Origin of the sequence: Enterobacter sp. DSM 30060, assembly GCF_013375955.1 — a bacterium.
GTDB classification, from domain to species: Bacteria; Pseudomonadota; Gammaproteobacteria; order Enterobacterales; family Enterobacteriaceae; genus Enterobacter; species Enterobacter intestinihominis.
In genome coordinates this window covers 1713939-1738167 of the sequence record NZ_CP056118.1, presented here as the reverse complement: position 1 = coordinate 1738167, position 24229 = coordinate 1713939, and the positions used below count along the sequence as shown (strand labels likewise).

Here is a 24229-nt window from a genome sequence, read left to right as displayed (position 1 = left end):
TTACCGCGACCGCTGAATTTCGCCTCACTTTTGCAGTACAAACGTGAGTCCTTTCGCCATTGCCTTGGTGACAATGTAGTACAATCAGTTAATGTTGTACTACAATAAAGATCACAAAAAGAACAATTCAATAAATTCAGCGCCAAAAAAAGCCCCGGTTGATAACCGAGGCTGATGATTACAGACAGCTGTTAGGACAGGACAAATTTCTCAATCGCATAAGCCACGCCGTCTTCCAGGTTAGATTTGGTGACGAAGTTCGCCACTTCTTTCACCGACGGGATCGCGTTATCCATCGCCACGCCCATGCCTGCATATTCGATCATCGCAATATCGTTTTCCTGGTCGCCCAGCGCCATGATCTCCTCAGGCTTGATGCCCAGCGCATCGGCAAGCGATTTGACGCCCGTGCCTTTATTGACGCGTTTATCAAGGATTTCGAGGAAGTACGGCGCACTTTTCAGCACGGTGTATTTCTCTTTTACCTCAGCCGGAATGCGTGAGATGGCTTTGTCGAGAACCGCAGGTTCATCAATCATCATCACTTTCAGGAACTGGGTTGCCGGGTCCATGTTTTCCGCTTCGCAGAACACCAGTGGAATGGTTGCAACGTAGGACTCGTGCACCGTGTAGTAGCTGATATCGCGGTTGGCGGTGTAAAGCGTATTGCGATCGAGCGCGTGGAAGTGAGAGCCCACTTCGCGGGAGAGTTTTTCCAGGAAACGGTAGTCATCATAGCTCAGTGCAGTTTGCGCCACCGTGCTGCCATCTGCTGCCTTTTGCACCAGAGCGCCGTTATAGGTGATGCAGTAATCGCCAGGCTGATTCATGTGCAGCTCTTTCAGGTAGCTGTGCACCCCGGCATACGGGCGTCCGGTGGTGAGCACCACGTTCACGCCTTTTTCGCGTGCGGCGGCGATCGCATTTTTAACGGCAGGAGAGATAGTGTGGTCTGGCAGCAGCAGCGTGCCGTCCATATCGATTGCAATGAGTTTGATAGCCATGAGGTCCCCGGGATAAATGAGTGCTATTTCATGCTAACGCGATTAAGCACACAAAAATAGAGCTACCTTGCGTAACAAAAAGCCCCTTTTATATTTATCCCGGGAACAAGAACTCACTCGCGGGTGAGAACGATTTTGCCAAACGCACCGCGATCCAGATGCTCAAGCGCCTGTTCCAGTTCGTCAAAACGATAGCGATGTTCAATCACCGGTTTTAACTCCGTGACATCAACAGCACGGACAAAATCTTCCAGCGCCCGGCGGTGTCCAACCCCAATTCCCTGAATGACGGGGGATTTCAGCAGCAGCTCGCCAGCAGGCAGGGAAATGTCCGTTCCGGCCAGCACGCCAATAACGGAGATACGCCCGTGAACGGCTACCGCGCGAAGGGAATGTCTCAGATTCTCCCCACCCACGGTTTCGATAATATGGTCGATGCCGCGATCCTGCGTCAGTGCCAGCGTATTTTCAGCCCAGTCGCCTTTCAGTCGGTTGATGCCCTGGCTGGCTCCCAGCTTTTTGGCCAGAGCCAGTTTTTCATCACTCCCCGACGTAACAATAACTTCTGCGCCGTGCGCTTTTGCTATCTGCAAAGCGAATAGCGCCACACCGCCCGTGCCTTGTACCAGCACCGATTGCCCGGCGCGTAAATGACCGCGCTCCACCAGCGCGAACCATGCGGTAAGCCCCGCGCAAGGAAGCGTGCTGGCCTCAGCGTCATCCAGGCTTTCCGGGGACGCCACCAGCGCGTTTTCACTCACAATCACATATTCGGCCAGCATGCCCTGGAAGTATCCACCGGACATTTTATAGGGCAAATCGCGCGCGTCTGCCTGCGGCTTGCCGTCGATCCATTCCGGGAAGAAGGTTGAGATGACGCGTGCGCCGGGTTTGAAACGCGTAACGCCTTCGCCAATGCTGTCCACCACGCCTGCCATGTCAGATGCTGGGGTAAACGGGAAGGAAAGCGGAATCGGCATCGTACCTTCAATCACCATTTTATCCCGGTAGTTGAGCGCAACGGCACTCACCCGCACGCGGATCTCACCCGGGCCGGGCTGTGGCACAGGCACCTGAACAAGCTGAAGGCTCTCGCGCCCAAGGGCGTTCATTGACCAGCGCTGCATTGTTTCTGTCATTTTTTCTCTCCTGCCATCAAATAAGCTTTAGGACTGACAGTCTACCGTTGACGCCTGGTCGCCAGTGGCGATAAGTTTTCCCATAATTGATGACGCAGTGGATACAATCCATGACCGATACGCTGAAGGATATACCTGTATTTGTGGCCGCCGTTGAGGCGGGAAGTTTTGCGCAGGCCGCCGTCCGTCTGCATTTGTCGCGCTCGGCGGTAGGAAAAAGCATTGCTCGTCTTGAAGAGCGGCTGGGCGTACGTCTTTTCCAGCGTACCACCCGCAGCCAGAGGCTGACCGACAACGGCGCTCTGTTTTATGAACGCTGCCTTCGCGCGCTGGAGGAGATTCGGGGCGCGGAGTCGCTGCTTGAAACAGGGAAGCAGCAGGTCAGCGGCCGCCTGCGCGTCGCCATGCCGGTTCTGTTTGGTCGCCAGTGCGTCGCGCCACTGCTGATAGAACTGACGCAGGAACATCCTGGGCTTGAGCTTGAAATGTCATTCAGCGACCGCGTGGTGGATCTGGTAGAGGAAGGCTTTGATATGGCGGTACGTAACGGCACGCTGCAGGACAGCAGCCTGCTGGTCGCCAGAAGGCTGGGCGAGCATCGCATGGTGCTGTGTGCCGCCCCGGATTACCTGATGAAGAACGGCCAGCCAGAAAACGTTGCTGATTTACCCCACCACACTGCCATTAACTATCTGCGATCAGGCAGAGTGCTGCCCTGGCAGCTAATGGATAGCGAAGGGAGATCGCACACCTTTACTCCCCGCTCATCGCTCAATATGGATGATTTACAGGCAATCTGCGACGCTGCGCTGGCCGGACACGGCCTTGCGTGGTTGCCCTGCTGGATGGCCCGCAGAGAAATACATCAGGGAAAACTCATCCCGCTTTTAAAGCAGGCACCGGACGTGCGCTTCGACGTTCATGCAGTCTGGCAGCAGACGCCGCATCTGCCGCTGAGGGTTAGAATAGCGATAGATACGCTGGCGAGCCGTTTACCGTCCGTGATGTCGCTGGATATGCCTGCGCCCATAAAAAAGCCGCGCTAAAAGCGCGGCCTGTTATCGTGCGGTATAACGACGATTAAATATCGATATTCGCCGCTTTCAGGGCGTTCTCTTCGATGAAGGCGCGACGTGGTTCAACCGCGTCACCCATCAGGGTAGTGAACAGCTGATCCGCTGCGATTGCATCTTTAACGGTGACGCGCAGCATGCGACGGCTTTCCGGATCCATGGTGGTTTCCCACAGCTGATCCGGGTTCATTTCGCCCAGGCCTTTATAACGCTGAATAGAGAGGCCACGACGGGACTCTTTCACCAGCCACTCCAGCGCCTGTTCGAAGCTGGCTACCGGCTGACGACGCTCGCCACGTTCGATGAACGCATCGTCTTCGATCAGACCACGCAGCTTCTCGCCGAGGGTGCAGATACGGCGGTATTCCGGACCGGTAACAAACTCGTGCTCCAGCGGGTAGTCGGTATCGACGCCGTGGGTACGCACGCGAACAATCGGCTCGAACTGCTGCTCAGCGTTCTGCTGAACGTCAAACTTCCACTGGCTGCCGTGCTGCTCTTTCTCGTTCAGCTCGCTCACCAGGGTGTTCACCCAGCGGGTGACGGTCTGCTCGTTGCTCAGATCGGCTTCGGTCAGGGTCGGCTGATAAATCAGCTCTTTCAGCAGCGCTTTCGGATAGCGACGCTCCATACGGCCAATCATTTTCTGCGTGGCGTTGAACTCGGAGACCAGACGCTCCAGCGGTTCACCGGCCAGCGCTGGCGCGCTGGAGTTTGCGTGCAGGGTCGCACCATCAAGGGCGATCGCGATTTGGTACTGATCCATCGCCTCGTCATCTTTAATGTACTGTTCCTGCTTGCCTTTCTTCACTTTATACAGCGGCGGCTGGGCAATGTAGACGTGGCCGCGCTCAACGATTTCCGGCATCTGACGATAGAAGAAGGTCAACAGCAGCGTACGAATGTGCGAGCCGTCGACGTCCGCATCGGTCATGATGATGATGCTGTGATAGCGCAGTTTGTCCGGGTTGTACTCGTCGCGACCGATGCCGCAGCCGAGCGCGGTGATGAGCGTCGCCACTTCCTGAGAAGAGAGCATCTTGTCGAAGCGCGCTTTCTCAACGTTGAGGATTTTACCCTTCAGCGGCAGAATCGCCTGGTTCTTGCGGTTACGGCCCTGCTTTGCAGAACCGCCCGCGGAGTCCCCTTCCACAAGGTACAGTTCAGAAAGCGCCGGATCGCGTTCCTGGCAGTCAGCCAGTTTGCCCGGCAGGCCTGCCAGGTCCAGCGCGCCTTTACGGCGGGTCATTTCACGGGCTTTACGCGCCGCTTCACGGGCACGCGCCGCATCGATAATTTTACCCACCACGATTTTCGCGTCGGACGGGTTTTCCAGCAGGTATTCGCTCAGCAGTTCGTTCATCTGCTGTTCAACCGCCGATTTCACCTCAGAAGAGACCAGCTTGTCTTTGGTCTGTGAGGAGAATTTCGGATCCGGCACCTTCACGGAGACCACGGCAATCAGGCCTTCACGGGCATCGTCGCCGGTGGCGCTGACTTTCGCTTTTTTGCTGTAGCCTTCTTTGTCCATGTAGGCGTTCAGGGTACGGGTCATCGCCGCGCGGAAGCCCGCAAGGTGCGTACCGCCGTCGCGCTGTGGAATGTTGTTGGTAAAGCAGTAGATGTTTTCCTGGAAACCATCGTTCCACTGCAGTGCCACTTCCACGCCGATACCGTCTTTTTCAGTAGAGAAGTAGAAGATATTCGGGTGAATTGGCGTTTTGTTCTTGTTCAGATACTCAACGAACGCCTTGATACCGCCTTCGTAGTGGAAGTGGTCTTCTTTGTTGTCGCGTTTGTCGCGCAGTCGAATCGACACGCCGGAGTTCAGGAACGACAGTTCACGCAGGCGTTTCGCCAGGATCTCGTACTCGAATTCGGTGACGTTGGTGAAGGTTTCAAGGCTCGGCCAGAAACGCACCATGGTACCGGTTTTGTCGGTATCACCGGTAACGGCCAGCGGTGCCTGCGGCACACCATGGGTGTAAATCTGGCGGTGAATTTTGCCTTCGCGCTGGATAACCAGCTCCAGCTTCTGCGACAGGGCGTTTACCACGGATACGCCTACGCCGTGCAGACCGCCGGAAACTTTATAGGAGTTATCATCGAACTTACCGCCTGCGTGCAGAACGGTCATGATCACTTCCGCAGCAGATACGCCCTCTTCCGGGTGAATACCGGTTGGGATGCCACGACCGTCATCGGTAACGGACACGGAGTTGTCCGCATGGATCGTGACCACGATGTCTTTACAGTGACCCGCGAGCGCTTCGTCGATAGCGTTATCTACCACCTCGAATACCATGTGGTGCAGACCGGTGCCGTCATCCGTGTCGCCGATATACATACCCGGGCGCTTACGCACCGCATCCAGTCCTTTCAGGACTTTGATACTGGAGGAGTCATAAGAATTCGACATCAACGTTTCTCGCTCATTTCAACTTGGGTTAATCCGTTATTTTACCCTTTTCCACGGTAAACATCTTCGAATTTTCGTCCGACATGTCCATAACGTGTTCAGCGCTAATGGCGCTGACGAAAACCTGCGACTGCGTGGCTTTTAAGCGGCTGGCAAGTAGCCCGCGCCGCGCGTCGTCAAGTTCCGAGGCAAAATCATCTATCAGGTACAGGCAGCGTCGCCCACTTTCGCGGGTGAGGAACTCCCCCTGCGCCAGGCGTAGCGCGCACATCAGGAGCTTCAGCTGCCCGCGCGACAGCGTGTCTTCCACCGGCGCACCGTCGGCACGAATGCGGAAATCCGCCTTGTGCGGGCCGTGCGCGGTGTAGGTCAACATGCGATCGCGCTCGAAGCTTCTCTCTAACACCTCGGCATAATCCGTCTCTTTTTCCCAGCCACGCTGGAAAGAGAAGGTGAGAGAGAACTCGGGTAAAAACTGTTTGCAGGTATCGGCCATGTCTTCGGCGATACCTGCGCTGTATTCGGCACGCCAGCGGCTGATTTGTTCCGCAAGAGGAATTAATTCCATGTCCCACGGACGCAGCTGGGCGTAGCGCGTGACCTGGCGCAATGCGGCGTTACGCTGTTTAAGCAGACGCTTCAGATTGCTCCAGGCGTTAAAGAAACCGGCTTCATTGTGAAAGCATCCCCAGTCGAGGAACGCTCTTCTGTATTTGGGGCCGCCGTTGAGTAAAGTAAACCCCTCCGGCGTAATCAGCTGCATCGGCATCAGCAGTGCCAGCTCCGCCACCTTGTGGCCGTCGGTGCCGTCGATGCGCACCTTGCTGTCGCCCTGCTTGTCTTTGGTCAGGCCGATGGCAGTTTCCCGCTCGGCACCCTGTAAGCGCCCATGCAGCACAAACGCATCCTGCTCGTGGCGAATCACGCGACCAATCTGCAAACTGCGAAACGCCCGGCCATGACCGAGCGTATAGATGGCTTCCAGCACGCTGGTTTTGCCGCTGCCGTTCGCGCCAACCAGGAAATTAAAGCCAGGGGATAAAGCGAGATCCGCGCTCTCGATGTTGCGAAAGTCGCGGATCAACAGACGGGTGAGCGACATTACAGTCTCATTGGCATGACAACATAAGCAGCCGACTGTGATGCGGCATCTTCAATCTGTACGCTCGAAACGGAGTCAGTCAGCAGGATGCGAACGTTCTCGCATTTCAGTGCATTCAGCACATCCAGCACATAGCTGACGTTGAAGCCGATTTCCATCTCAGCCCCGGCGTAGGTGACGTCCAGAATCTCTTCTGCCTCTTCCTGCTCCGGGTTGTTGGCGGTGATTTTGATCTGGTTTTCACTCACGTACAGACGTACGCCGCGGAATTTCTCGTTGGAGAGAATAGCGGCGCGCGCGAACGCCTGCTTGAGGATGTCGCAACCTGCCTCCAGCGTTTTGTCCGGGTTCTTCGGCAATACGCGGCGATAATCCGGGAAACGTCCGTCTACCAGCTTCGATGTGAAGACAAAATCGCCCACGTGGGCACGAATATTGTTGCTACCGATCTGCACGCGCAGCGGGGTGTCGCCGCCGTCGAGCATACGCATCAGTTCAATTACGCCTTTACGCGGTACGATCACCGAATGGTTTGGCAGTGAATCGCCAATCGGCATGGAACAGACCGCCAGACGGTGACCGTCTGTAGCCACGGTACGCAGCTCTTCACCTTCGGTTTCGAACAGCATGCCGTTTAAGTAGTAACGAACGTCCTGATGCGCCATGGAGAACTGCGTGGCTTCAATCAGACGCTTCATCGTCGCCTGCGGCAGGGTAAATTCAACTTCGCTCTGCCAGTCATCCAGGTTCGGGAAGTCCGCAGCGGGCAGCGTGGAGAGGGAGAAACGGCTGCGGCCAGAGCGCACCAGCATGCGGTCGCCCTCCAGCTGTACGGCGATTTCAGCGCCTTCCGGCAGCCCACGGCAAATATCAAAGAATTTACGTGCCGGAACCGTGGTCGCGCCCGCGTCGTGCGGCTGAGTCAGCGTAACGCGCGCGATCATTTCCATTTCCAGATCTGTGCCGGTCAGCGACAGCGTACCGTCAGCGACCTGAAGCAGCAGGTTTCCAAGAATAGGCAGCGTAGGGCGGCCGCCTAATGGGCCACTCACCTGTTGCAGCGGTTTTAATAAATGTTCACGTTCAACGGTAAATTTCATAGCGTCACGATGATAATGTTCTGATTAAATTGGAAAAATCTTCTTTTATGTCGTGGCTTTCTTCGCGTAACTGCTCAATCTTGCGACAGGCGTGCAGCACGGTCGTATGGTCACGTCCACCAAACGCATCACCGATTTCCGGCAGGCTGTGGTTGGTGAGCTCTTTTGCCAGCGCCATCGCCATCTGACGCGGACGCGCCACCGAGCGGGAACGACGTTTAGACAGTAAATCTGCCACTTTGATCTTGTAGTACTCAGCCACCGTCTTCTGAATATTGTCGATGGTGACCAGTTTTTCCTGCAATGCCAACAAATCGCGCAGCGCTTCACGCACAAAATCGATGGTGATCGCACGACCGGTAAAATTGGCGTTGGCGATAACGCGGTTCAGTGCCCCTTCCAGCTCACGAACGTTGGAACGCAGGCGCTTGGCAATAAAGAACGCCACTTCACCCGGCAGGCGAATGTCGTTCTCGTCGGCTTTTTTCATCAGGATCGCGACGCGGGTTTCCAGCTCCGGCGGCTCGATCGCCACGGTCAGGCCCCAGCCGAAGCGGGATTTGAGACGATCTTCAACGCCGTTGATCTCTTTTGGATAACGATCCGAGGTCAAAATGATCTGCTGATTGCCTTCCAGCAGGGCGTTAAAGGTGTGGAAAAACTCTTCCTGCGATCGTTCTTTATTGGCAAAGAACTGGATGTCATCGATCAGCAGCGCATCAACGGAACGGTAGTAGCGTTTAAACTCTTCGATCGCATTGTTTTGCAGGGCTTTTACCATGTCCTGAACGAAGCGTTCGGAGTGCATATACACTACTTTGGCATTGGGCTTACGCGCCATAATGCCGTTGCCCACCGCATGCAGCAGGTGCGTTTTACCGAGACCCGTGCCGCCATAAAGGAACAGCGGGTTGTATGCACCACCGGGATTATCGGCAACCTGGCGGGCCGCCGCGCGCGCCAGCTGGTTCGACTTACCTTCAACGAAGTTATCGAACGTGTGTTTCACGTTAACATTAGAGCGGTAGGTAGGCTCAGCGGGGGCTGGAACGTTATCCCAGCCCTGACGAGCCGGTGCAACGCGAGGCGCTGGAGCGGGCGCCGCCTGTGCAGGGGCTGCCACATTGACAACTTCACGAACGGTTTGGGTGACCGGCTTTGTGCCCACTTCAAAACGCAGCTGTGGGGCATCTGACCCGCAGAAATCGTTCAGCAGTCCATTGATGTTATTAAGGTATTTATCCCTTACCCAATCGAGCACGAAACGGTTTGGCGCGTACAAAGCCAGCGTGTTATCGCTCAGTTCCGCCTGCAATGGGCGGATCCACATACTGAATTCTGTGGCTGGTAACTCATCCTGCAATCGGGCAAGACACTGCTGCCAAAGCGAAAGTGACACGGCGGACTCCACTCGAACAATAAAAGAAAACTATTGAATATTCATGATTGTTGGCGCACATCGACATGACCCCATCAGGGTGATGTGCGAACCGCTATCTGCGGTTATACACGCTATCGTTGATAGAGCCTGAACGATGTTGTGTTTATGCCCGGCCAGGATCGCTGGATCCCGATCAGGACCGCGGATCATAGCCTAAACTGAGCCAGAGATCTTCTGTTTCTCACAGATTCTTCCCGATTTATCCACAGGAAGATCCGGAATCGGGTAAGTGTAAACGATCCTGACGCGAGTGCCTCGCGATTTAGGCCGCATATTGGAAAATTTAATGAGCACAGACAATTTTGGGCTTAAATGATCTAACGAAGATCCAGGAGGATCCTTGCGCTTTGTTGGCGAGCCCGTATAATCCTCGACCCGGCGCGTGATGCTCATCTTCCTGCGTCGTTCGTTGCTCATTTTCCACGCGAAATCGTGCGGAAATACGCAGGGATTTAAGGAAAGAGAATTGACTCCGGAGTGTACAATTATTACAATCCGGCCTCTTTAATCACCCACGCTGAGGCGTTAGTCGTTCGAATCTCGTTCGGGTATACGCAAAAGTCAGTGAATTTATTCAAGTTTAGGTAGAAATCGCCATGAAACGCACTTTTCAACCGTCTGTACTGAAGCGCAACCGTTCTCACGGCTTCCGTGCTCGTATGGCTACTAAAAATGGTCGTCAGGTTCTGGCACGTCGTCGTGCTAAAGGCCGCGCTCGTCTGACCGTTTCCAAGTAATAAAGCTAACCCCTGAGTGGTTAAGCTCGCATTTCCCAGGGAGTTACGTTTGTTAACTCCCACTCATTTCACTTTCGTCTTCCAGCAGCCACTACGGGCTGGCACGCCGCAAATCACCATCCTCGGCCGCCAAAATTCGCTGGGGCATCCCCGCATCGGTCTCACAGTCGCCAAGAAAAACGTTAAGCGTGCGCATGAACGCAACCGGATTAAACGTCTGACGCGTGAAAGCTTCCGTTTACGTCAGCACGAACTGCCTTCAATGGATTTCGTGGTGGTGGCTAAAAAAGGGGTTGCCGACCTCGATAACCGTGCTCTCTCGGAAGCGTTGGAAAAATTATGGCGCCGCCACTGTCGCCTGGCTCGCGGGTCCTGATAGCCCTCATTCGGGTCTATCAACGCCTGATTAGTCCGCTACTCGGGCCACATTGCCGTTTCACGCCAACATGCTCAAGCTACGGAATTGAGGCATTGCGCAGGTTTGGAGTGATAAAAGGCAGTTGGTTGACGGTGAAACGCGTATTAAAATGCCACCCTTTACACCCAGGTGGAGACGACCCCGTCCCTCCAGGACCTTTTGATACCAGAGAACACTAACGATGGATTCGCAACGCAATCTTCTTATCATCGCTTTGTTGTTCGTGTCTTTCATGATCTGGCAGGCATGGGAGCAGGATAAAAATCCTCAACCCCAGCAGCAGACCACGCAGACCACGACCACCGCAGCGGGTAGCGCCGCCGACCAGGGCGTACCGGCCAGTGGCCAGGGGAAACAGATTACGGTTAAGACCGATGTGCTTGAGCTGACTATCAACACCCGTGGTGGTGATGTTGAGCAGGCGCTGCTGTTGACCTACCCGAAAGAGCTGAAGTCTACCGAACCGTTCCAGTTACTGGAAACCACGCCTGAGTTTATCTACCAGGCACAGAGCGGCCTGACCGGTCGTGATGGCCCGGATAACCCGGCGAACGGTGCGCGTCCACTGTATAACGTCGAGAATGACACCTTTGTGCTGGCTGATGGCCAGAACGAACTGGTTATTCCGATGACCTACACCGACGCGGCAGGCAACACCTTCACCAAAACCTTCACCCTGAAACGCGGTGAATATGCGGTGAACGTGGGCTACAGCGTACAGAACACCGGTGCGAAACCGCTGGAAATCTCTACCTTTGGTCAGCTGAAGCAGTCCATCAATCTGCCGTCTCACCGTGACACCGGAAGCAGCAACTTTGCGCTGCATACCTTCCGTGGCGCGGCTTACTCCACGCCAGATACCAAGTACGAGAAATACAAATTCGACACCATTGCCGATAACGAAAACCTGAACGTCAGCTCTAAAGGCGGTTGGGTCGCAATGCTGCAACAGTATTTCGCGACGGCGTGGGTACCGAATAACGACGGTACGAACAACTTCTACACCGCGAACCTCGGCAACGGTATTGCAGCCATCGGCTACAAATCTCAGCCGGTTCTGGTGCAGCCGGGTCAAACCGGTAAGCTGGCAAGCACCCTGTGGGTCGGCCCGGAAATCCAGGACAAAATGGCTGCCGTTGCGCCGCACCTGGATCTGACCGTTGATTACGGTTGGTTGTGGTTCATCTCTCAGCCGCTGTTTAAGCTGCTGAAGTTCATCCACAGCTTCCTGGGTAACTGGGGCTTCTCCATCATCGTTATCACCTTTATCGTTCGTGGCATCATGTACCCGCTGACTAAAGCGCAGTACACCTCCATGGCGAAGATGCGTATGCTACAGCCGAAGATTCAGGCTATGCGTGAGCGTCTGGGCGATGACAAACAGCGTCAGAGCCAGGAGATGATGGCCCTGTATAAAGCAGAGAAAGTGAACCCACTGGGTGGTTGCTTCCCGCTGCTGATTCAGATGCCAATCTTCCTTGCGCTGTACTACATGCTGATGGGTTCCGTTGAGCTGCGCCACGCGCCGTTCGCCCTGTGGATCCATGACCTGTCCGCACAGGACCCGTACTACATCCTGCCGATCCTGATGGGCGTGACGATGTTCTTCATCCAGAAGATGTCTCCGACCACCGTGACTGACCCGATGCAGCAGAAGATCATGACCTTTATGCCGGTCATCTTCACCGTGTTCTTCCTGTGGTTCCCGTCAGGTCTGGTGCTGTACTATATCGTCAGCAACCTGGTGACCATCATCCAGCAGCAGCTGATTTACCGTGGTCTGGAAAAACGTGGCCTGCATAGCCGCGAAAAGAAAAAGTCCTGATTCGGTAACTTAACGCTAAAATAAGGGCGGTCGATTGACCGCCTTTTTTATTTGTATTGAACGAGAGCAACCATGAGCCATAACGACACTATCGTCGCCCAGGCAACCCCACCGGGACGCGGTGGTGTAGGCATTCTGCGCATCTCCGGCCTGAAGGCGCGTGAGGTGGCCGAAGCGGTGCTGGGTAAACTGCCAAAGCCGCGCTACGCTGATTATCTGCCATTTAAAGATGCCGACGGCACCTCGCTGGACCAGGGCATTGCGCTGTGGTTCCCCGGCCCAAACTCCTTTACCGGCGAAGACGTGCTGGAGCTTCAGGGTCACGGCGGCCCGGTGATCCTCGACCTGCTGTTGAAACGTATTCTGACCCTGCCTGGCCTGCGCATTGCGAAGCCGGGTGAGTTCTCCGAGCGTGCCTTCCTGAACGATAAGCTCGACCTGGCTCAGGCCGAAGCGATTGCCGACCTGATCGACGCCAGTTCCGAACAGGCAGCCCGCTCCGCGCTGAACTCGTTGCAGGGGGCATTTTCCGCACGCGTGAATCACCTTGTGGAAGCACTTACTCACCTGCGAATCTATGTTGAAGCGGCTATCGACTTCCCGGACGAGGAGATTGACTTCCTTTCTGACGGCAAAATCGAAGCCCAGCTCAACCAGGTGATGAACGATCTGGATGCCGTTCGCGCCGAAGCGCGCCAGGGCAGCCTGCTGCGTGAGGGCATGAAGGTGGTGATTGCTGGTCGCCCCAACGCCGGGAAATCAAGCCTGCTGAACGCTCTGGCCGGCCGTGAAGCGGCGATCGTGACCGACATAGCCGGCACCACCCGCGACGTCCTGCGCGAGCATATCCATATCGACGGCATGCCGCTGCACATCATCGATACCGCTGGCCTGCGCGATGCGAGCGATGAAGTCGAGCGTATCGGTATCGAACGCGCCTGGCAGGAGATCGAGCAGGCCGACCGCGTGCTGTTTATGGTGGACGGCACCACGACCGACGCCGTTGACCCGGCTGAAATCTGGCCAGACTTTATCGCCCGTCTCCCGGCCAAACTGCCGATCACCGTGGTGCGCAATAAGGCCGACGTTACCGGCGAAACGCTGGGCATCAGCGATGTGAATGGCCACTCACTTATTCGTCTGTCGGCCCGTACCGGGGAAGGCGTGGAAGCCCTGCGTAACCATCTCAAACAGAGCATGGGCTTCGACACCAGTATGGAGGGCGGCTTCCTGGCGCGTCGTCGTCACTTGCAGGCGCTGGAAGAGGCGGCTCGCCACCTTGAGCAGGGCAAAGCCCAGCTGATCGGCGCTTGGGCCGGCGAGCTGCTGGCGGAGGAACTGCGTCTGGCGCAGCAGAACCTGAGCGAGATCACCGGGGAGTTTACGTCGGACGATCTGCTTGGACGAATTTTCTCAAGCTTCTGTATTGGTAAGTAATTCCCGATAGAACATGGTGATTTCCTCCAGGGAAATCACCATTGTCCCAATGGCAACTCGCTTAATCCCCCCATGCCCCCTATCCTGCTTGCCTGCATCTATGGGGGATTTATGGCTCGTTTTCTGTTTTGTAGTTTCGCATTAGTTCTGCTGTATCCGTCCGGTATTGATATGTATCTGGTGGGGCTACCGCATATTGCCCGCGATCTGGGTGCCAGCGAGGCGCAACTGCACATCGCGTTTTCGGCCTACCTCGCGGGTATGGCGTCATCAATGGTATTTGCCGGGAAAATCGCGGACAGAGCCGGCCGTCAACCCGTCGCCATTACGGGGGCGGTTATCTTTACGCTGGCATCGGTACTGTGTTCAATGGCTCAGGAAAGCACAATGTTCCTGTCAGGGCGCTTTATCCTGAGCCGCCTGGCCATCATCACGCTCAGCGTGGCGGTGATCCTCACCTATGTAAACGTTTCCCCGGTGTTACTGATGGAGACGATAGGCTTCGATCGCGGTGAGTATTCGACGGTGATGGCGCTCAATGCGATGGTCAGCATGGCGGTTTCATTCTCGATGCCCTTTGCGCTCAATATCTTCCGCCAGCGCACGCTGATGCTCGCTTCACAGACGCTGTTTCTCGCCGCAGGCGTGATTCTGGCGACCGCCACCTCACATGCGCTGATGCTGGTGGGTATGACCCTGATCTGCGCCGGATTCTCCGGCGGCTTCGGCGTGGCGATGAGTCAGGCGCTTGGCCCGTTCTCACTGCGGGCAGGCGTGGCAAGCTCGGTGCTGGGCATTGCGCAGGTCTGCGGTTCGTCGCTGTGGATTTGGCTGGCGGCGGTGATCGGCCTTAACGCGCTGAATATGCTGATCGGGGTTCTGATTGGCTGTAGCATACTCTGCATTACCTTACTTATGGTCATCCAGCCCGCGGCGCACTATGAAGAAGCCCATCAGCAGTCTCGATCTTAATCTTTTACTTTGCCTGCAGTTGTTGTTGCAGGAGCGCAGCGTCACCAAAGCCGCGAAGCGAATGAACGTGACGCCGTCCGCGGTGAGTAAATCGCTGGCGAAGCTGCGCGACTGGTTCGACGATCCGCTGTTTGTGAAAACGCCTTTAGGGCTACTGCCCACGCCGCTAACGGTGAGTCTGGAACAGGATCTGGCCGACTGGATGCAGATTGGCAATCAGATCGTCGATAAATTCCACCATAGCTCTCCAGGCGGGCTCAAGTTTGTGCTCGCCGCCGAAACGCCGCTGATGCTGATTCGCTTTAACACCCTGCTGGAGCAGGTGAATGAGCGCTACCCACAGGCGACGGTGAAGTTGCGCCAGTGGGATTATGATTCGCTGGACGCCATTACGCGCGGGGAGGTCGATCTCGGTTTTACCGGCCGCGAAACGCACCCGCGCTCCCGCGAGCTGCTAAAGCTGATGCCGTGGTTTATTGACTACGAAATCCTGTTCAGCGACCGTCCGTGCGTCTATCTGCGAGAAGATCATCCGGCACTTCACGAAGCGTGGAACCTTGAGACGTTTCTGCGCTACCCGCATATCAGCATCTTCTGGGAGCGCAGCGATACCTGGGCGCTTGATGAAGTGCTAAAAGAGATGGGCCGCGAGCGCAACGTCGCCATGAGCCTGCCCGGCTTTGAACAGTCGATGTTTATGGCGGCTCAGCCGGACCACAACTACATTGCCACTGCGCCCTACTACTGCCATCACTACAATCAACTCCACCAGCGTAATCTGGTCTGCCTTCCCATTCCCATCGATGAGGCGCAGGCAGAAAAGCTGACCGTACCCTTCACGCTAATCTGGCATAAGCGGAACAGCCATAATCCGAAAATTATCTGGCTGCGCGAAACTATAAAAGCCCTGTATACCGCGCCAGGTCAGGTTTTTGCCTAAGATAATGTAAAGTTCGGTCCTCAGGCTTCTCTTATTTCTATTTACTGATTAAAACAGAAGCTGAGTTAAGCGATAATCATGTAACCGTTTAACCGACTACGACCATTATCAGGGAGCGAAAAATGGCTACGCACTTTGCACGAGGAACATTAACGGAAGGGCATCTCGTATCGGCCAGAATTTCTTCAGCCTGTCACAGTGAGGCGCTCAAACTACCTGAACACCGCAGGACGCGGTTTTTAGCTTCCAGAGCGCTCCTCGCAGAACTGCTTTTTATGCTGTACGGCACCAGCGAATTACCGGACATACTCACCCAGCCAGAAGGTCGCCCGGTTTTTGCGGACCCGGCACTCCCCCATTTTTCCATTGCGTATACCGGCAACATTGTTGGCGTCGCGCTGACGACTGAAGGTGATTGCGGCCTGGATATGGAGCTGCAACGCGTCACGCGCAGCTTCCATGGTGCTAACGCGCTCGATGAATACCCGCTCTCCAGCAATGAAAAGCTGTGGATACGTAACCAGAACGATCCCGTTGAAGCCAGAGCGCAGCTCATCACCCTTCGCCAGAGCATCCGTAAACTGAGCGGCGCGGCATCAGACGACGCCAGCCTGTTGCAGCTGCTTCCCGGCTCCGGACGCCTGCGTGCCGCGAAAGCCTCGCTGGTAGAGGCGCTCAGCGACGCTGAGGACGTACTGATCTGGTCCGTTGCGGTGAGCCCCGCCATCGAACGGCTGAAAATCTGGGAGTTTGACAGTATTCGCGGTTGGCGTAGTCTTCCGGATGTACCTGAGCGCGCCAACGAGCCCGCCGCGCGCCTGATGCGATTAACCAGTTTACCGGCAGAAAAAGCATACACCCATAGCTGATCCGTCCAGGGTCATCATGATGAAACAGGAGTAATCATGTCTGATACGTTGAAAGTTGTTACGTTACTGGGAAGCCTGCGCAAAGGTTCGTTTAACGGGATGGTAGCGCGCACGCTGCCACAGCTGGCGCCTGCGGGAATGGAGATCAGCGCCCTGCCGTCTATTGGCGACATCCCGCTTTATGATGCTGACGTTCAGCAGGAAGAAGGGTTCCCGCACAGCGTGGAGGCGATAGCCGAGCAGATCCGTCAGGCTGATGGTGTAGTGATTGTAACGCCAGAATATAACTACTCGGTTCCGGGGGGTCTGAAGAACGCGATTGACTGGTTATCCCGTTTACCGGAGCAGCCGCTGTCAGGCAAACCGGTGCTGATCCAGACCAGCTCAATGGGCGCCATCGGCGGTGCGCGCTGCCAGTATCACCTGCGACAGATCCTGGTGTTCCTGGATGCGATGGTGATGAACAAGCCGGAATTTATGGGCGGCGTGATTCAGAACAAAGTCGACCCGCAGACGGGTGAAGTGGTGGATCAGAGTACGCGTGATCATCTCTCTGGTCAGTTGACTGCGTTTGGGGATTATATTAAGCGGGTTAAAAGCTGATAAAAAAGCCCGGTGGCGCTAGCGCTTACCGGGCCTACACTCGTCAGTAGGTCAGGTAAGCGAAGCGCCACCTGACACCACAAACCGCAACTTAGTGCGCGTCAATAAACACAATCTTGAGCACAAACAGCAGCGCCACAATCATCACGCACGGGCTGAGTTCGCGGAAACGGCCGGTACCGATCTTCATCACACAGTACGAGATAAAGCCCAGCGCGATACCTTCGGTGATCGAGAAGCTGAACGGCATCATCACCGCGGTAATAAACGCCGGAACGGCTTCCGTCAGATCTTCCCACTTCACGCGCGCCAGGCTCGAGGTCATCAGCACGCCGACGTAGATCAGCGCGCCAGCTGCCGCGTACGGTGGCACCATCCCCGCCAGCGGAGAGAGGAAGATCACCAGCAGGAACAGCAGACCCACGACTACCGCCGTCAGGCCAGTACGGCCGCCCACGGACACGCCGGAAGAGGATTCAATGTAAGCGGTAACAGACGAGGTGCCGATGAAAGAACCCGCAACGGACGAGATGCTATCCACATACAGCGCCTGCTTCATGCGCGGGAATTTGCCTTTCTCGTCCGCCAGACCCGCTTTGTCCGTCACGCCAATCAGCGTACCGGAGGAGTCAAACAGATTGACCAGCATGAAGGAGAAAATCACTCCGGCCAGACCCAGGTTCAGCGAGCCCGCCAGATCAACGTGACCAATCACGGTAGAAACGCTCGGTGGCGCAGAGACAATACCGCTGTAATGCACGTCACCCAGCATCCAGCCCAGCAGCGTGGTCACGATGATAGAGACCAGCACCGCAGCGTGAATGTTACGCGACGCCAGGATCGCGATAATAAAGAAGCCCAGCACGCCCAGCAGCACGCTGTGAGAGGTCAGGTTACCAATGCTCACCAGCGTTTCCGGGTTCGCCACGATTACGCCAGCGTTTTTCAGCCCCATCATGCCGATAAACAGACCGATACCGCTGGTGATGCCCACGCGCAGGCTCACGGGAATGTTCGCAATCATCCAGTAGCGCACACGGAAGATGGTCAGCAGCAGCAGGCCGACCGCGCCCCAGAAAATAGCGCCCATCCCGACCTGCCACGGCAGGCCCATCGCCTGAACCACCACGAACGCAAAGAACGCATTCAGACCCATTGCCGGGGCCAGCGCCACGGGCAGATTAGCGAAAACGCCCATCAGGATGCTGCCAAGGGCCGCGATCAGACAGGTGGTAACAAAGACGGCGCTGGTGTCCATGCCAGCCACGCCCAGAATTTGCGGGTTAACGAAAACGATATAGACCATCGTCAGGAAGGTAGTAAAACCGGCGATCACTTCGGTGCGTGCCGTTGTGCCGTGCTCGCGCAGTTTGAACACGCGCTCAAGCAGCCCCTGACCAGATGTCTGGGTAGTGTGTTGTTGACTCATCATCAATTTCCGAACAAGGAGGGAAAATTCGTCGCTATCCTATACCAAAATGCGACAATAGTGGCGGTTACGGGATACTTTTTTCATTGATTTTGCTTATACGGCAACGATTGCGTCTCGTTAAACTGTCGTACGTAAACGTTAAACTTGTTAAAAGGGAAAGGCATGTCCGGAATTGAAGCGGTATTTTTCGACTGTGACGGTACGCTGGTCGACAGTGAGGTCATTTGTTCCCGCGCGTATGTCGCCATGTTCCAGGAATTTGGCATTACGCTCGATCTCGAAGAGGTGTTTAAACGCTTTAAGGGCGTGAAGCTGTACGAGATCATCGACATCATTAACGAAGAGCACGGGGTGGATCTGGCGAAAGCGGATCTGGAACCGGTGTACCGCGCCGAGGTCGCACGCCTCTTCGACGCCGAGCTGGAAGTTATCGCCGGCGCTAACGCGCTGCTGGATGCGATGACGGTGCCGATCTGCGTGGTCTCTAACGGCCCGGTCAGCAAAATGCAGCACTCACTCGGCAAGCTGGACATGTTGCACCACTTCCCGGAAAAACTGTTCAGCGGCTACGATATCCAGCGCTGGAAGCCGGATCCGGCATTGATGTTCCACGCGGCGAAGGCGATGAACGTCAACGTGGAGAACTGCATCCTGGTGGATGACTCGTCTGCGGGCGCGCAGTCGGGGATTGATGCGGGGATGGAGGTGTTTTACTTCTGCGCCGATCCGCACAACAAGCCGATCGATCATCCAAAAGTGACGACCTTTACAGACCTGGCGCAGCTGCCGAAACTGTGGAAGGCGCGCGGGTGGGATATTACTCGCTGAAAAAACAAAGCCGGATGGCGCTAACGCTTATCCGGCCTACAAGGATCGTAGGGCGGGTAAGCGATAGCGCCACCCGCCACACACATCACTCTTTCGGATCTTTACCCGCCAGCAGCTTGTCCAGCTCGTCGCCGCCCACGTGACGGAAATCCTGTCCCTTCACGAAGTAGAAGATGTATTCGCAAATGTTCTGGCAGCGGTCGCCAATACGCTCAATTGAGCGCGCGCAGAACAGCGCGGTCAGCACGCTTGGAATGGTACGGGAATCTTCCATCATGTAGGTCATTAGCTGACGCACTATGCCTTCGTATTCCTGGTCAACTTTCTTATCTTCACGGTAGATACGGACCGCTTCGTCCAGATCCATGCGCGCGAAAGCGTCCAGCACATCGTGCAGCATCTGCACGGTGTGGCGACCGAGAGACTCCAGGCTCACCAGCAGCGGCTGGTGCTGCTGGGAGAATTTCTCCAGCGCGGTGCGGCAGATTTTATCCGCCACGTCACCAATACGCTCCAGCTCGGCGATAGTTTTGATGATCGCCATTACCAGACGCAGGTCGCTCGCGGTTGGCTGACGCTTGGCAATGATGCGCACGCACGCTTCGTCGATGGCGACTTCCATCATATTGACGTTGTGATCGCCTTCGATAACGCGCTTCGCCAGCTCGCTGTCCTGGTTGTGCATTGCCGTAATCGCATCAGAAAGCTGCTGCTCGACCATGCCGCCCATGGTCATCACCTGGGTGCGAATGCTTTCCAGCTCTGCGTTAAACTGGCCGGAAATGTGTTTATTAAGATTGAGGTTGTCCATGGTTTCTCCACATGCACTAAGGCAAATCAACCGTAGCGGCCAGTAATATAATCTTCGGTTTGTTTCTTCGCAGGACGGGTGAACAGCGCGTCCGTATCGCTGAACTCAATCAACTCGCCCAGGTACATAAACGCCGTGTGGTCAGAACAACGGGCAGCCTGCTGCATGTTGTGAGTGACGATCACCACGGTGTAATCCTGCTTCAGCTCGGTGATCAGCTCTTCGATACGCCCGGTTGAGATCGGGTCCAGGGCTGAGCACGGCTCATCCAGCAGCAAGACTTCCGGGCGAATGGCGATACCGCGCGCAATGCACAGACGCTGCTGCTGACCACCGGAGAGAGAGTACCCGCTCTGGTGAAGTTTATCTTTGGTTTCGTTCCATAATGCGGCCTTGGTCAATGCCCACTGCACACGCTCGTCCATATCCGCACGGGAGAGCTTCTCAAACAGACGCACACCAAAGGCGATGTTGTCATAGATCGACATCGGGAACGGCGTGGGTTTCTGGAACACCATCCCCACTTTCGCACGCAGCAAGGCGATATCCTGGGTATTGGTCAGGATGTTGTCACCGTCCAGCAGAATTTCACCTTCTGCGCGCTGCTCCGGATAGAGCGAATACATTTTGTTAAAGGTGCGCAGCAGCGTGGATTTACCACAGCCAGACGGACCGATAAATGCCGTGACCTGGTTCTTCGCGATATCCAGGTTGATATTCTTCAGGGCATGGAATTTGCCGTAGTAGAAGTTCAAATCACGAACCTGAATCTTACCCGGGGCAGTATCAACCATACTCATTGACTCATTTCCTCATTCGGCGCCGCGATGTGCCGCGCCGTAAAAATTTAACCGTGTTTCTGCTTCGCGAAAATGACGCGCGCCAGAATGTTCAGCAACAGTACGCAAAGGGTGATGATCAGCACCCCGGCCCAGGCCAGCTGCTGCCATTCCGCGAATGGGCTCATCGCAAATTTAAAGATCGTCACCGGCAGGTTGGCGATCGGCTGCATCATGTCCGTACTCCAGAACTGGTTGGAGAGGGCGGTAAACAGCAGCGGTGCGGTTTCACCAGCGATACGGGCGATAGCCAGCAGGATACCGGTCATGATCCCCGAGACGGACGCTTTCAGGGTGATCGCCGAAATCATTTTCCATTTCGGCGTGCCCAGCGCGTAAGCCGCTTCACGCAGGCTGTCCGGCACCAGTTTCAGCATGTTTTCAGTGGTACGAATAACGATAGGCACCTGCAACAGCGCCAGCGCAATCACACCCGCCCAGCCGGAGAAGTGTTCCATTTGCGCCACCACGATGGTGTAAACAAACAGACCTACCACAATCGACGGGGCAGAAAGCAGAATGTCGTTAATAAAGCGGATGACTTCAGCGATCCAGGACTTGCGGCCATACTCCGCCAGATAGATACCCGCCATGATGCCCAACGGCGTACCGAAAACGGTCGCCCACAGGATCAGCAGGCCGCTGCCCGCCAGGGCGTTTGCCAGACCACCACCCGCCGTGTTTGGCGGCGGCGTCATCTCGGTGAACAGCGCCAGGGACATTCCATCAATACCACGGGTGATGGTGGACATCAGGATCCAGATCAGCCAGAACAGGCCGAACGCCATCGTGGCCATGGAAAGCGTCAGCGCAATGCGGTTTTTAATCCGGCGCTTTGACTGCATTTTGCGACGAGATTCCGCAAGCTGAGCGGTGTTTTGCATGTCGAGAGTCGCCATTAGCGTGCCCCCTCGTTTTTAGCCAGACGCATAATCATCAGCTTGGAGATAGCCAGCACAATAAAGGTAATAACAAACAGGATCAGGCCCAGTTCCATCAGCGCTGCGACGTGCAGCCCGGATTCCGCTTCGGCAAATTCGTTCGCCAGCGCAGAGGTAATACTGTTCCCCGGCATGTAGAGCGACACGCTGTCGAGCTGGTAGGTGTTGCCGATGATAAAGGTCACCGCCATGGTTTCACCCAGCGCGCGGCCTAAGCCCAGCATGATGCCGCCGATCACCCCATTTTTGGTGAACGGAAGGACGATGCGCCAGATAACCTCCCAGGTGGTGCAGCCGATGCCGTAGGCCGACTCTTTCATCATCACCGGGGTTTGTTCGAAGACATCGCGCATGACCGCCGCAATGTACGGAATAATCATGATGGCGAGGATCACGCCAGCCGCCAGAATACCGATACCGAATGCCGGGCCAGAGAACAGGGCGCCCACAAACGGAACGGCGGAGAGAACATTACCCACCGGCTCCTGGAAGTACGTCGCAAACAGCGGAGCAAAGATAAACAGGCCCCACATGCCGTAAACGATACTTGGGATGGCCGCCAGCAGTTCAATGGCGATACCCAGCGGACGTCGCAGCCAGCCTGGTGCCAGCTCCGTCAGGAACAGGGCAATACCGAAGCTTACCGGCACTGCAATCAGCAGAGCGATAAAAGAGGTCACCAGCGTGCCGTAAATCGGCACCAGCGCACCGTAGATATCGTTCGGCGCATCCCACTCTTTGGTCCACAGGAAGGCGAAACCAAATTTTTGAATGCTCGGCCAGGAGGAGAAAATGAGGGACACGATAATGCCGCCCAGCAGCAATAGCACAATCAGCGCAGCCAGTTTCACCAGCGCGCTGAAAATCATGTCACCTTTTTTACCCGGAGGGTTAAATGCAGGCTTGGTTGCAGCCATAAATTACTCTTCTTTATGAGACGTCTTACGAATATGCCCGGTGGCGCTGGCGCTTACCGGGCCTACAGGATGAACCGTAGGGCGGGATCGCTGCGCGCCACCCGCCATCTTCGTCAAAAATATCCTGTTAGTACAGCGCTTTACCGCTGCTGTCTTTCACGTTGGTTTTCCATGCAGCACGGATCTGCTCAACCACGCTGTCTGGCAGGCTGGCGTAATCCAGGTCATTCGCCTGTTTGCCGCCGTTTTTGTATGCCCAGTCGAAGAACTTCAGCACTTCAGCACCCTGCTCAGGCTTCTTCTGCTCTTTGTGGACCAGAATGAAGGTGGTAGACGTGATAGGCCATGCATCGTCGCCTTTCTGGTTGGTCAGGTCCTGAGCGAAGGATTTGCTCCAGTCAGCGCCTTTTGCGGCGTTAGCGAAGTTCTCTTCGGTCGGGCTAACCGGTTTGCCGTCAGCAGAAACCAGTTTGGTGTAAGCCAGGTTGTTCTGCTTCGCGTAAGCGTACTCTACATAGCCGATAGAGCCAGGCAGACGCTGTACGAAGGCAGCGATACCGTCGTTGCCTTTACCGCCCAGACCGGTTGGCCAGTTAACGGTAGAGCCGGAACCGACTTTAGATTTCCACTCTTCGTTCACTTTCGCCAGGTAGCTGGTGAACACGAAAGAGGTACCAGAGCCGTCAGCACGACGAACCACCGCGATATTCTGCGAAGGCAGCTTAACGCCCGGGTTCAGTTTCGTGATGGCTTCGTCATCCCATTTTTTGATTTTGCCCAGGTAGATATCACCCAGGGTTTTGCCGTCCAGCACCAGCTCGCCTGATTTCAGGCCAGGGATGTTAACAGCCAGCACAACGCCGCCGATCACGGTCGGGAACTGGAACAGGCCTTCCTGATTCAGTTTCTCATCAGACAGCGGAGCGTCGGATGCGCCGAAATCAACGGTATTCGCGGTAATTTGTTTTACGCCACCGGAGGAGCCGATACCCTGATAGTTGACCTTGTTACCGGTCTCTTTCTGGTAGGTATCCGCCCATTTGGCATACACCGGCGCAGGGAAGGTTGCACCAGCGCCAGTCAGGCTTGCTGCTGCGAAAGCAGAGAAAGCGCTCAGAGATAAGGTCGCGGCGACAACAGTTGCGACAGTGGTACGCATAACTTTCATAATGTCTCCTGCAAGGATTTCGTAAATCATTGTTTAAGTGGCTACGATGAGCAAAATAGGACAAACAGGTGACAGATAAATGTACGAAATATGACAGTTTTATGACAAAGAAAATTTCACTTAAAATTAAGCAAAAATCCATAAGTAAATCATAAACTTAATGATTATTATGACAGCTTGTTTTCAGTAATATTTTCTTTATGTGACACTGATA

Annotated in this window: 23 protein-coding genes; 11 read left to right on the top strand and 12 right to left on the bottom strand. The window is 55.5% G+C overall.

Going from position 1 to position 24229, the window contains the following annotated elements:
* Positions 1 to 191: 191 nt before the first annotated feature.
* Together yidA and HWQ15_RS08205 are read right to left on the bottom strand one after the other, a co-directional pair.
* Positions 192 to 1004: a sugar-phosphatase gene (gene yidA / locus HWQ15_RS08210; protein ID WP_023305134.1), complete on the bottom strand. Its 813-nt coding sequence runs from the start codon at positions 1002 to 1004 to the stop codon at positions 192 to 194.
* Between the two features lie 113 nt (positions 1005 to 1117).
* Positions 1118 to 2143 carry an NAD(P)-dependent alcohol dehydrogenase gene (locus HWQ15_RS08205; protein WP_063148995.1) on the bottom strand — a complete coding sequence of 342 codons (1026 nt, stop codon included), beginning with the start codon at positions 2141 to 2143 and terminating at the stop codon, positions 1118 to 1120.
* A 110-nt stretch (positions 2144 to 2253) separates the two neighbouring features.
* On the opposite strand from HWQ15_RS08205, the gene HWQ15_RS08200 reads away from it, so the two are divergent.
* Positions 2254 to 3189, top strand: coding sequence for a LysR family transcriptional regulator (locus HWQ15_RS08200; protein ID WP_063148996.1), 936 nt, complete (start codon positions 2254 to 2256; stop codon positions 3187 to 3189).
* A 34-nt stretch (positions 3190 to 3223) separates the two neighbouring features.
* On the opposite strand, the gene gyrB is transcribed toward HWQ15_RS08200, so the two are convergent.
* From gyrB to dnaA, 4 genes are read right to left on the bottom strand one after another with little or no spacing between them, the layout of a single operon-like run.
* A complete protein-coding gene (gyrB, locus tag HWQ15_RS08195; RefSeq protein WP_023305131.1) occupies positions 3224 to 5635 on the bottom strand; it encodes a DNA topoisomerase (ATP-hydrolyzing) subunit B in 2412 nt (803 codons plus the stop codon).
* Between the two features lie 28 nt (positions 5636 to 5663).
* Positions 5664 to 6737 carry a DNA replication/repair protein RecF gene (gene recF / locus HWQ15_RS08190; protein WP_022646527.1) on the bottom strand — a complete coding sequence of 358 codons (1074 nt, stop codon included), beginning with the start codon at positions 6735 to 6737 and terminating at the stop codon, positions 5664 to 5666.
* Positions 6737 to 7837, bottom strand: a complete 1101-nt coding sequence (gene dnaN, locus HWQ15_RS08185; RefSeq protein ID WP_003861122.1) for a DNA polymerase III subunit beta — start codon at positions 7835 to 7837, stop codon at positions 6737 to 6739. The genes recF and dnaN overlap by 1 nt, the downstream gene beginning before the upstream one ends.
* 4 nt (positions 7838 to 7841) lie before the next feature.
* The gene (gene dnaA / locus HWQ15_RS08180) at positions 7842 to 9236 is read right to left on the bottom strand and encodes a chromosomal replication initiator protein DnaA (protein ID WP_003861124.1); all 1395 of its coding nucleotides are present in this window, start codon (positions 9234 to 9236) and stop codon (positions 7842 to 7844) included.
* Positions 9237 to 9874: 638 nt separating this feature from the next.
* Between dnaA and rpmH the strand changes: the two genes are divergently transcribed.
* From rpmH to HWQ15_RS08135, 9 genes are all read left to right on the top strand, one after another.
* The gene (gene rpmH / locus HWQ15_RS08175; RefSeq protein WP_000831330.1) at positions 9875 to 10015 is read left to right on the top strand and encodes a 50S ribosomal protein L34; all 141 of its coding nucleotides are present in this window, start codon (positions 9875 to 9877) and stop codon (positions 10013 to 10015) included.
* Between the two features lie 16 nt (positions 10016 to 10031).
* Positions 10032 to 10391 carry a ribonuclease P protein component gene (rnpA, locus tag HWQ15_RS08170; RefSeq protein WP_006808764.1) on the top strand — a complete coding sequence of 120 codons (360 nt, stop codon included), beginning with the start codon at positions 10032 to 10034 and terminating at the stop codon, positions 10389 to 10391.
* A complete protein-coding gene (gene yidD, locus HWQ15_RS08165; RefSeq protein WP_001307474.1) occupies positions 10355 to 10612 on the top strand; it encodes a membrane protein insertion efficiency factor YidD in 258 nt (85 codons plus the stop codon). The genes rnpA and yidD overlap by 37 nt, the downstream gene beginning before the upstream one ends.
* Before the next feature lie 2 nt (positions 10613 to 10614).
* Positions 10615 to 12258 (top strand): membrane protein insertase YidC, encoded by a 1644-nt coding sequence (yidC, locus tag HWQ15_RS08160; protein WP_023298949.1) that lies wholly within the window; start codon positions 10615 to 10617, stop codon positions 12256 to 12258.
* Between the two features lie 72 nt (positions 12259 to 12330).
* Positions 12331 to 13695: a tRNA uridine-5-carboxymethylaminomethyl(34) synthesis GTPase MnmE gene (mnmE, locus tag HWQ15_RS08155; protein ID WP_022649885.1), complete on the top strand. Its 1365-nt coding sequence runs from the start codon at positions 12331 to 12333 to the stop codon at positions 13693 to 13695.
* 111 nt (positions 13696 to 13806) lie between these two features.
* On the top strand, positions 13807 to 14667 hold the full coding sequence (locus HWQ15_RS08150) for an MFS transporter (RefSeq protein WP_063216195.1): 861 nt from the start codon (positions 13807 to 13809) through the stop codon (positions 14665 to 14667).
* Positions 14636 to 15607 carry an HTH-type transcriptional regulator YidZ gene (gene yidZ, locus HWQ15_RS08145; protein WP_022649883.1) on the top strand — a complete coding sequence of 324 codons (972 nt, stop codon included), beginning with the start codon at positions 14636 to 14638 and terminating at the stop codon, positions 15605 to 15607. The genes HWQ15_RS08150 and yidZ overlap by 32 nt, the downstream gene beginning before the upstream one ends.
* 122 nt (positions 15608 to 15729) lie before the next feature.
* Entirely contained in the window at positions 15730 to 16476 is a 747-nt protein-coding gene (locus HWQ15_RS08140) for a 4'-phosphopantetheinyl transferase superfamily protein (RefSeq protein ID WP_023298947.1), read from the top strand.
* Positions 16477 to 16512: 36 nt separating this feature from the next.
* The gene (locus HWQ15_RS08135) at positions 16513 to 17079 is read left to right on the top strand and encodes an NADPH-dependent FMN reductase (protein WP_038414971.1); all 567 of its coding nucleotides are present in this window, start codon (positions 16513 to 16515) and stop codon (positions 17077 to 17079) included.
* 91 nt (positions 17080 to 17170) lie between these two features.
* On the opposite strand, the gene adeP is transcribed toward HWQ15_RS08135, so the two are convergent.
* Positions 17171 to 18508, bottom strand: coding sequence for an adenine permease AdeP (gene adeP / locus HWQ15_RS08130; RefSeq protein WP_139152660.1), 1338 nt, complete (start codon positions 18506 to 18508; stop codon positions 17171 to 17173).
* 165 nt (positions 18509 to 18673) lie between these two features.
* Here adeP and yieH point away from each other — a divergent pair, with 165 nt between their 5' ends.
* Positions 18674 to 19339: a 6-phosphogluconate phosphatase gene (yieH, locus tag HWQ15_RS08125; protein ID WP_063148997.1), complete on the top strand. Its 666-nt coding sequence runs from the start codon at positions 18674 to 18676 to the stop codon at positions 19337 to 19339.
* Between the two features lie 85 nt (positions 19340 to 19424).
* On the opposite strand, the gene phoU is transcribed toward yieH, so the two are convergent.
* The 5 genes from phoU to pstS form a co-directional block, all read right to left on the bottom strand.
* A complete protein-coding gene (gene phoU / locus HWQ15_RS08120; RefSeq protein ID WP_003861153.1) occupies positions 19425 to 20150 on the bottom strand; it encodes a phosphate signaling complex protein PhoU in 726 nt (241 codons plus the stop codon).
* 26 nt (positions 20151 to 20176) lie between these two features.
* Positions 20177 to 20950, bottom strand: a complete 774-nt coding sequence (gene pstB, locus HWQ15_RS08115) for a phosphate ABC transporter ATP-binding protein PstB (RefSeq protein WP_003861154.1) — start codon at positions 20948 to 20950, stop codon at positions 20177 to 20179.
* 47 nt (positions 20951 to 20997) lie between these two features.
* Positions 20998 to 21888 carry a phosphate ABC transporter permease PstA gene (gene pstA, locus HWQ15_RS08110; protein WP_022649878.1) on the bottom strand — a complete coding sequence of 297 codons (891 nt, stop codon included), beginning with the start codon at positions 21886 to 21888 and terminating at the stop codon, positions 20998 to 21000.
* A complete protein-coding gene (pstC, locus tag HWQ15_RS08105) occupies positions 21888 to 22847 on the bottom strand; it encodes a phosphate ABC transporter permease PstC (RefSeq protein ID WP_022649877.1) in 960 nt (319 codons plus the stop codon). The genes pstA and pstC overlap by 1 nt, the downstream gene beginning before the upstream one ends.
* Before the next feature lie 127 nt (positions 22848 to 22974).
* A complete protein-coding gene (gene pstS / locus HWQ15_RS08100; protein WP_022649876.1) occupies positions 22975 to 24015 on the bottom strand; it encodes a phosphate ABC transporter substrate-binding protein PstS in 1041 nt (346 codons plus the stop codon).
* Between the last annotated feature and the right edge of the window lie 214 nt (positions 24016 to 24229).

Bases quoted from the DNA above. Each gene is read 5' to 3' on its own strand.
- yidA (WP_023305134.1), bottom strand. From the start codon at position 1,004: ATGGCTATCAAACTCATTGCAATCGATATGGACGGCACGCTGCTGCTG.
- HWQ15_RS08205 (WP_063148995.1), bottom strand. From the start codon at position 2,143: ATGACAGAAACAATGCAGCGCTGGTCAATGAACGCCCTTGGGCGCGAG.
- HWQ15_RS08200 (WP_063148996.1), top strand. From the start codon at position 2,254: ATGACCGATACGCTGAAGGATATACCTGTATTTGTGGCCGCCGTTGAG.
- gyrB (WP_023305131.1), bottom strand. From the start codon at position 5,635: ATGTCGAATTCTTATGACTCCTCCAGTATCAAAGTCCTGAAAGGACTG.
- recF (WP_022646527.1), bottom strand. From the start codon at position 6,737: ATGTCGCTCACCCGTCTGTTGATCCGCGACTTTCGCAACATCGAGAGC.
- dnaN (WP_003861122.1), bottom strand. From the start codon at position 7,837: ATGAAATTTACCGTTGAACGTGAACATTTATTAAAACCGCTGCAACAG.
- rpmH (WP_000831330.1), top strand. From the start codon at position 9,875: ATGAAACGCACTTTTCAACCGTCTGTACTGAAGCGCAACCGTTCTCAC.
- yidD (WP_001307474.1), top strand. From the start codon at position 10,355: ATGGCGCCGCCACTGTCGCCTGGCTCGCGGGTCCTGATAGCCCTCATT.
- yidC (WP_023298949.1), top strand. From the start codon at position 10,615: ATGGATTCGCAACGCAATCTTCTTATCATCGCTTTGTTGTTCGTGTCT.
- mnmE (WP_022649885.1), top strand. From the start codon at position 12,331: ATGAGCCATAACGACACTATCGTCGCCCAGGCAACCCCACCGGGACGC.
- HWQ15_RS08150 (WP_063216195.1), top strand. From the start codon at position 13,807: ATGGCTCGTTTTCTGTTTTGTAGTTTCGCATTAGTTCTGCTGTATCCG.
- yidZ (WP_022649883.1), top strand. From the start codon at position 14,636: ATGAAGAAGCCCATCAGCAGTCTCGATCTTAATCTTTTACTTTGCCTG.
- HWQ15_RS08140 (WP_023298947.1), top strand. From the start codon at position 15,730: ATGGCTACGCACTTTGCACGAGGAACATTAACGGAAGGGCATCTCGTA.
- HWQ15_RS08135 (WP_038414971.1), top strand. From the start codon at position 16,513: ATGTCTGATACGTTGAAAGTTGTTACGTTACTGGGAAGCCTGCGCAAA.
- adeP (WP_139152660.1), bottom strand. From the start codon at position 18,508: ATGAGTCAACAACACACTACCCAGACATCTGGTCAGGGGCTGCTTGAG.
- yieH (WP_063148997.1), top strand. From the start codon at position 18,674: ATGTCCGGAATTGAAGCGGTATTTTTCGACTGTGACGGTACGCTGGTC.
- phoU (WP_003861153.1), bottom strand. From the start codon at position 20,150: ATGGACAACCTCAATCTTAATAAACACATTTCCGGCCAGTTTAACGCA.
- pstB (WP_003861154.1), bottom strand. From the start codon at position 20,950: ATGAGTATGGTTGATACTGCCCCGGGTAAGATTCAGGTTCGTGATTTG.
- pstA (WP_022649878.1), bottom strand. From the start codon at position 21,888: ATGGCGACTCTCGACATGCAAAACACCGCTCAGCTTGCGGAATCTCGT.
- pstC (WP_022649877.1), bottom strand. From the start codon at position 22,847: ATGGCTGCAACCAAGCCTGCATTTAACCCTCCGGGTAAAAAAGGTGAC.
- pstS (WP_022649876.1), bottom strand. From the start codon at position 24,015: ATGAAAGTTATGCGTACCACTGTCGCAACTGTTGTCGCCGCGACCTTA.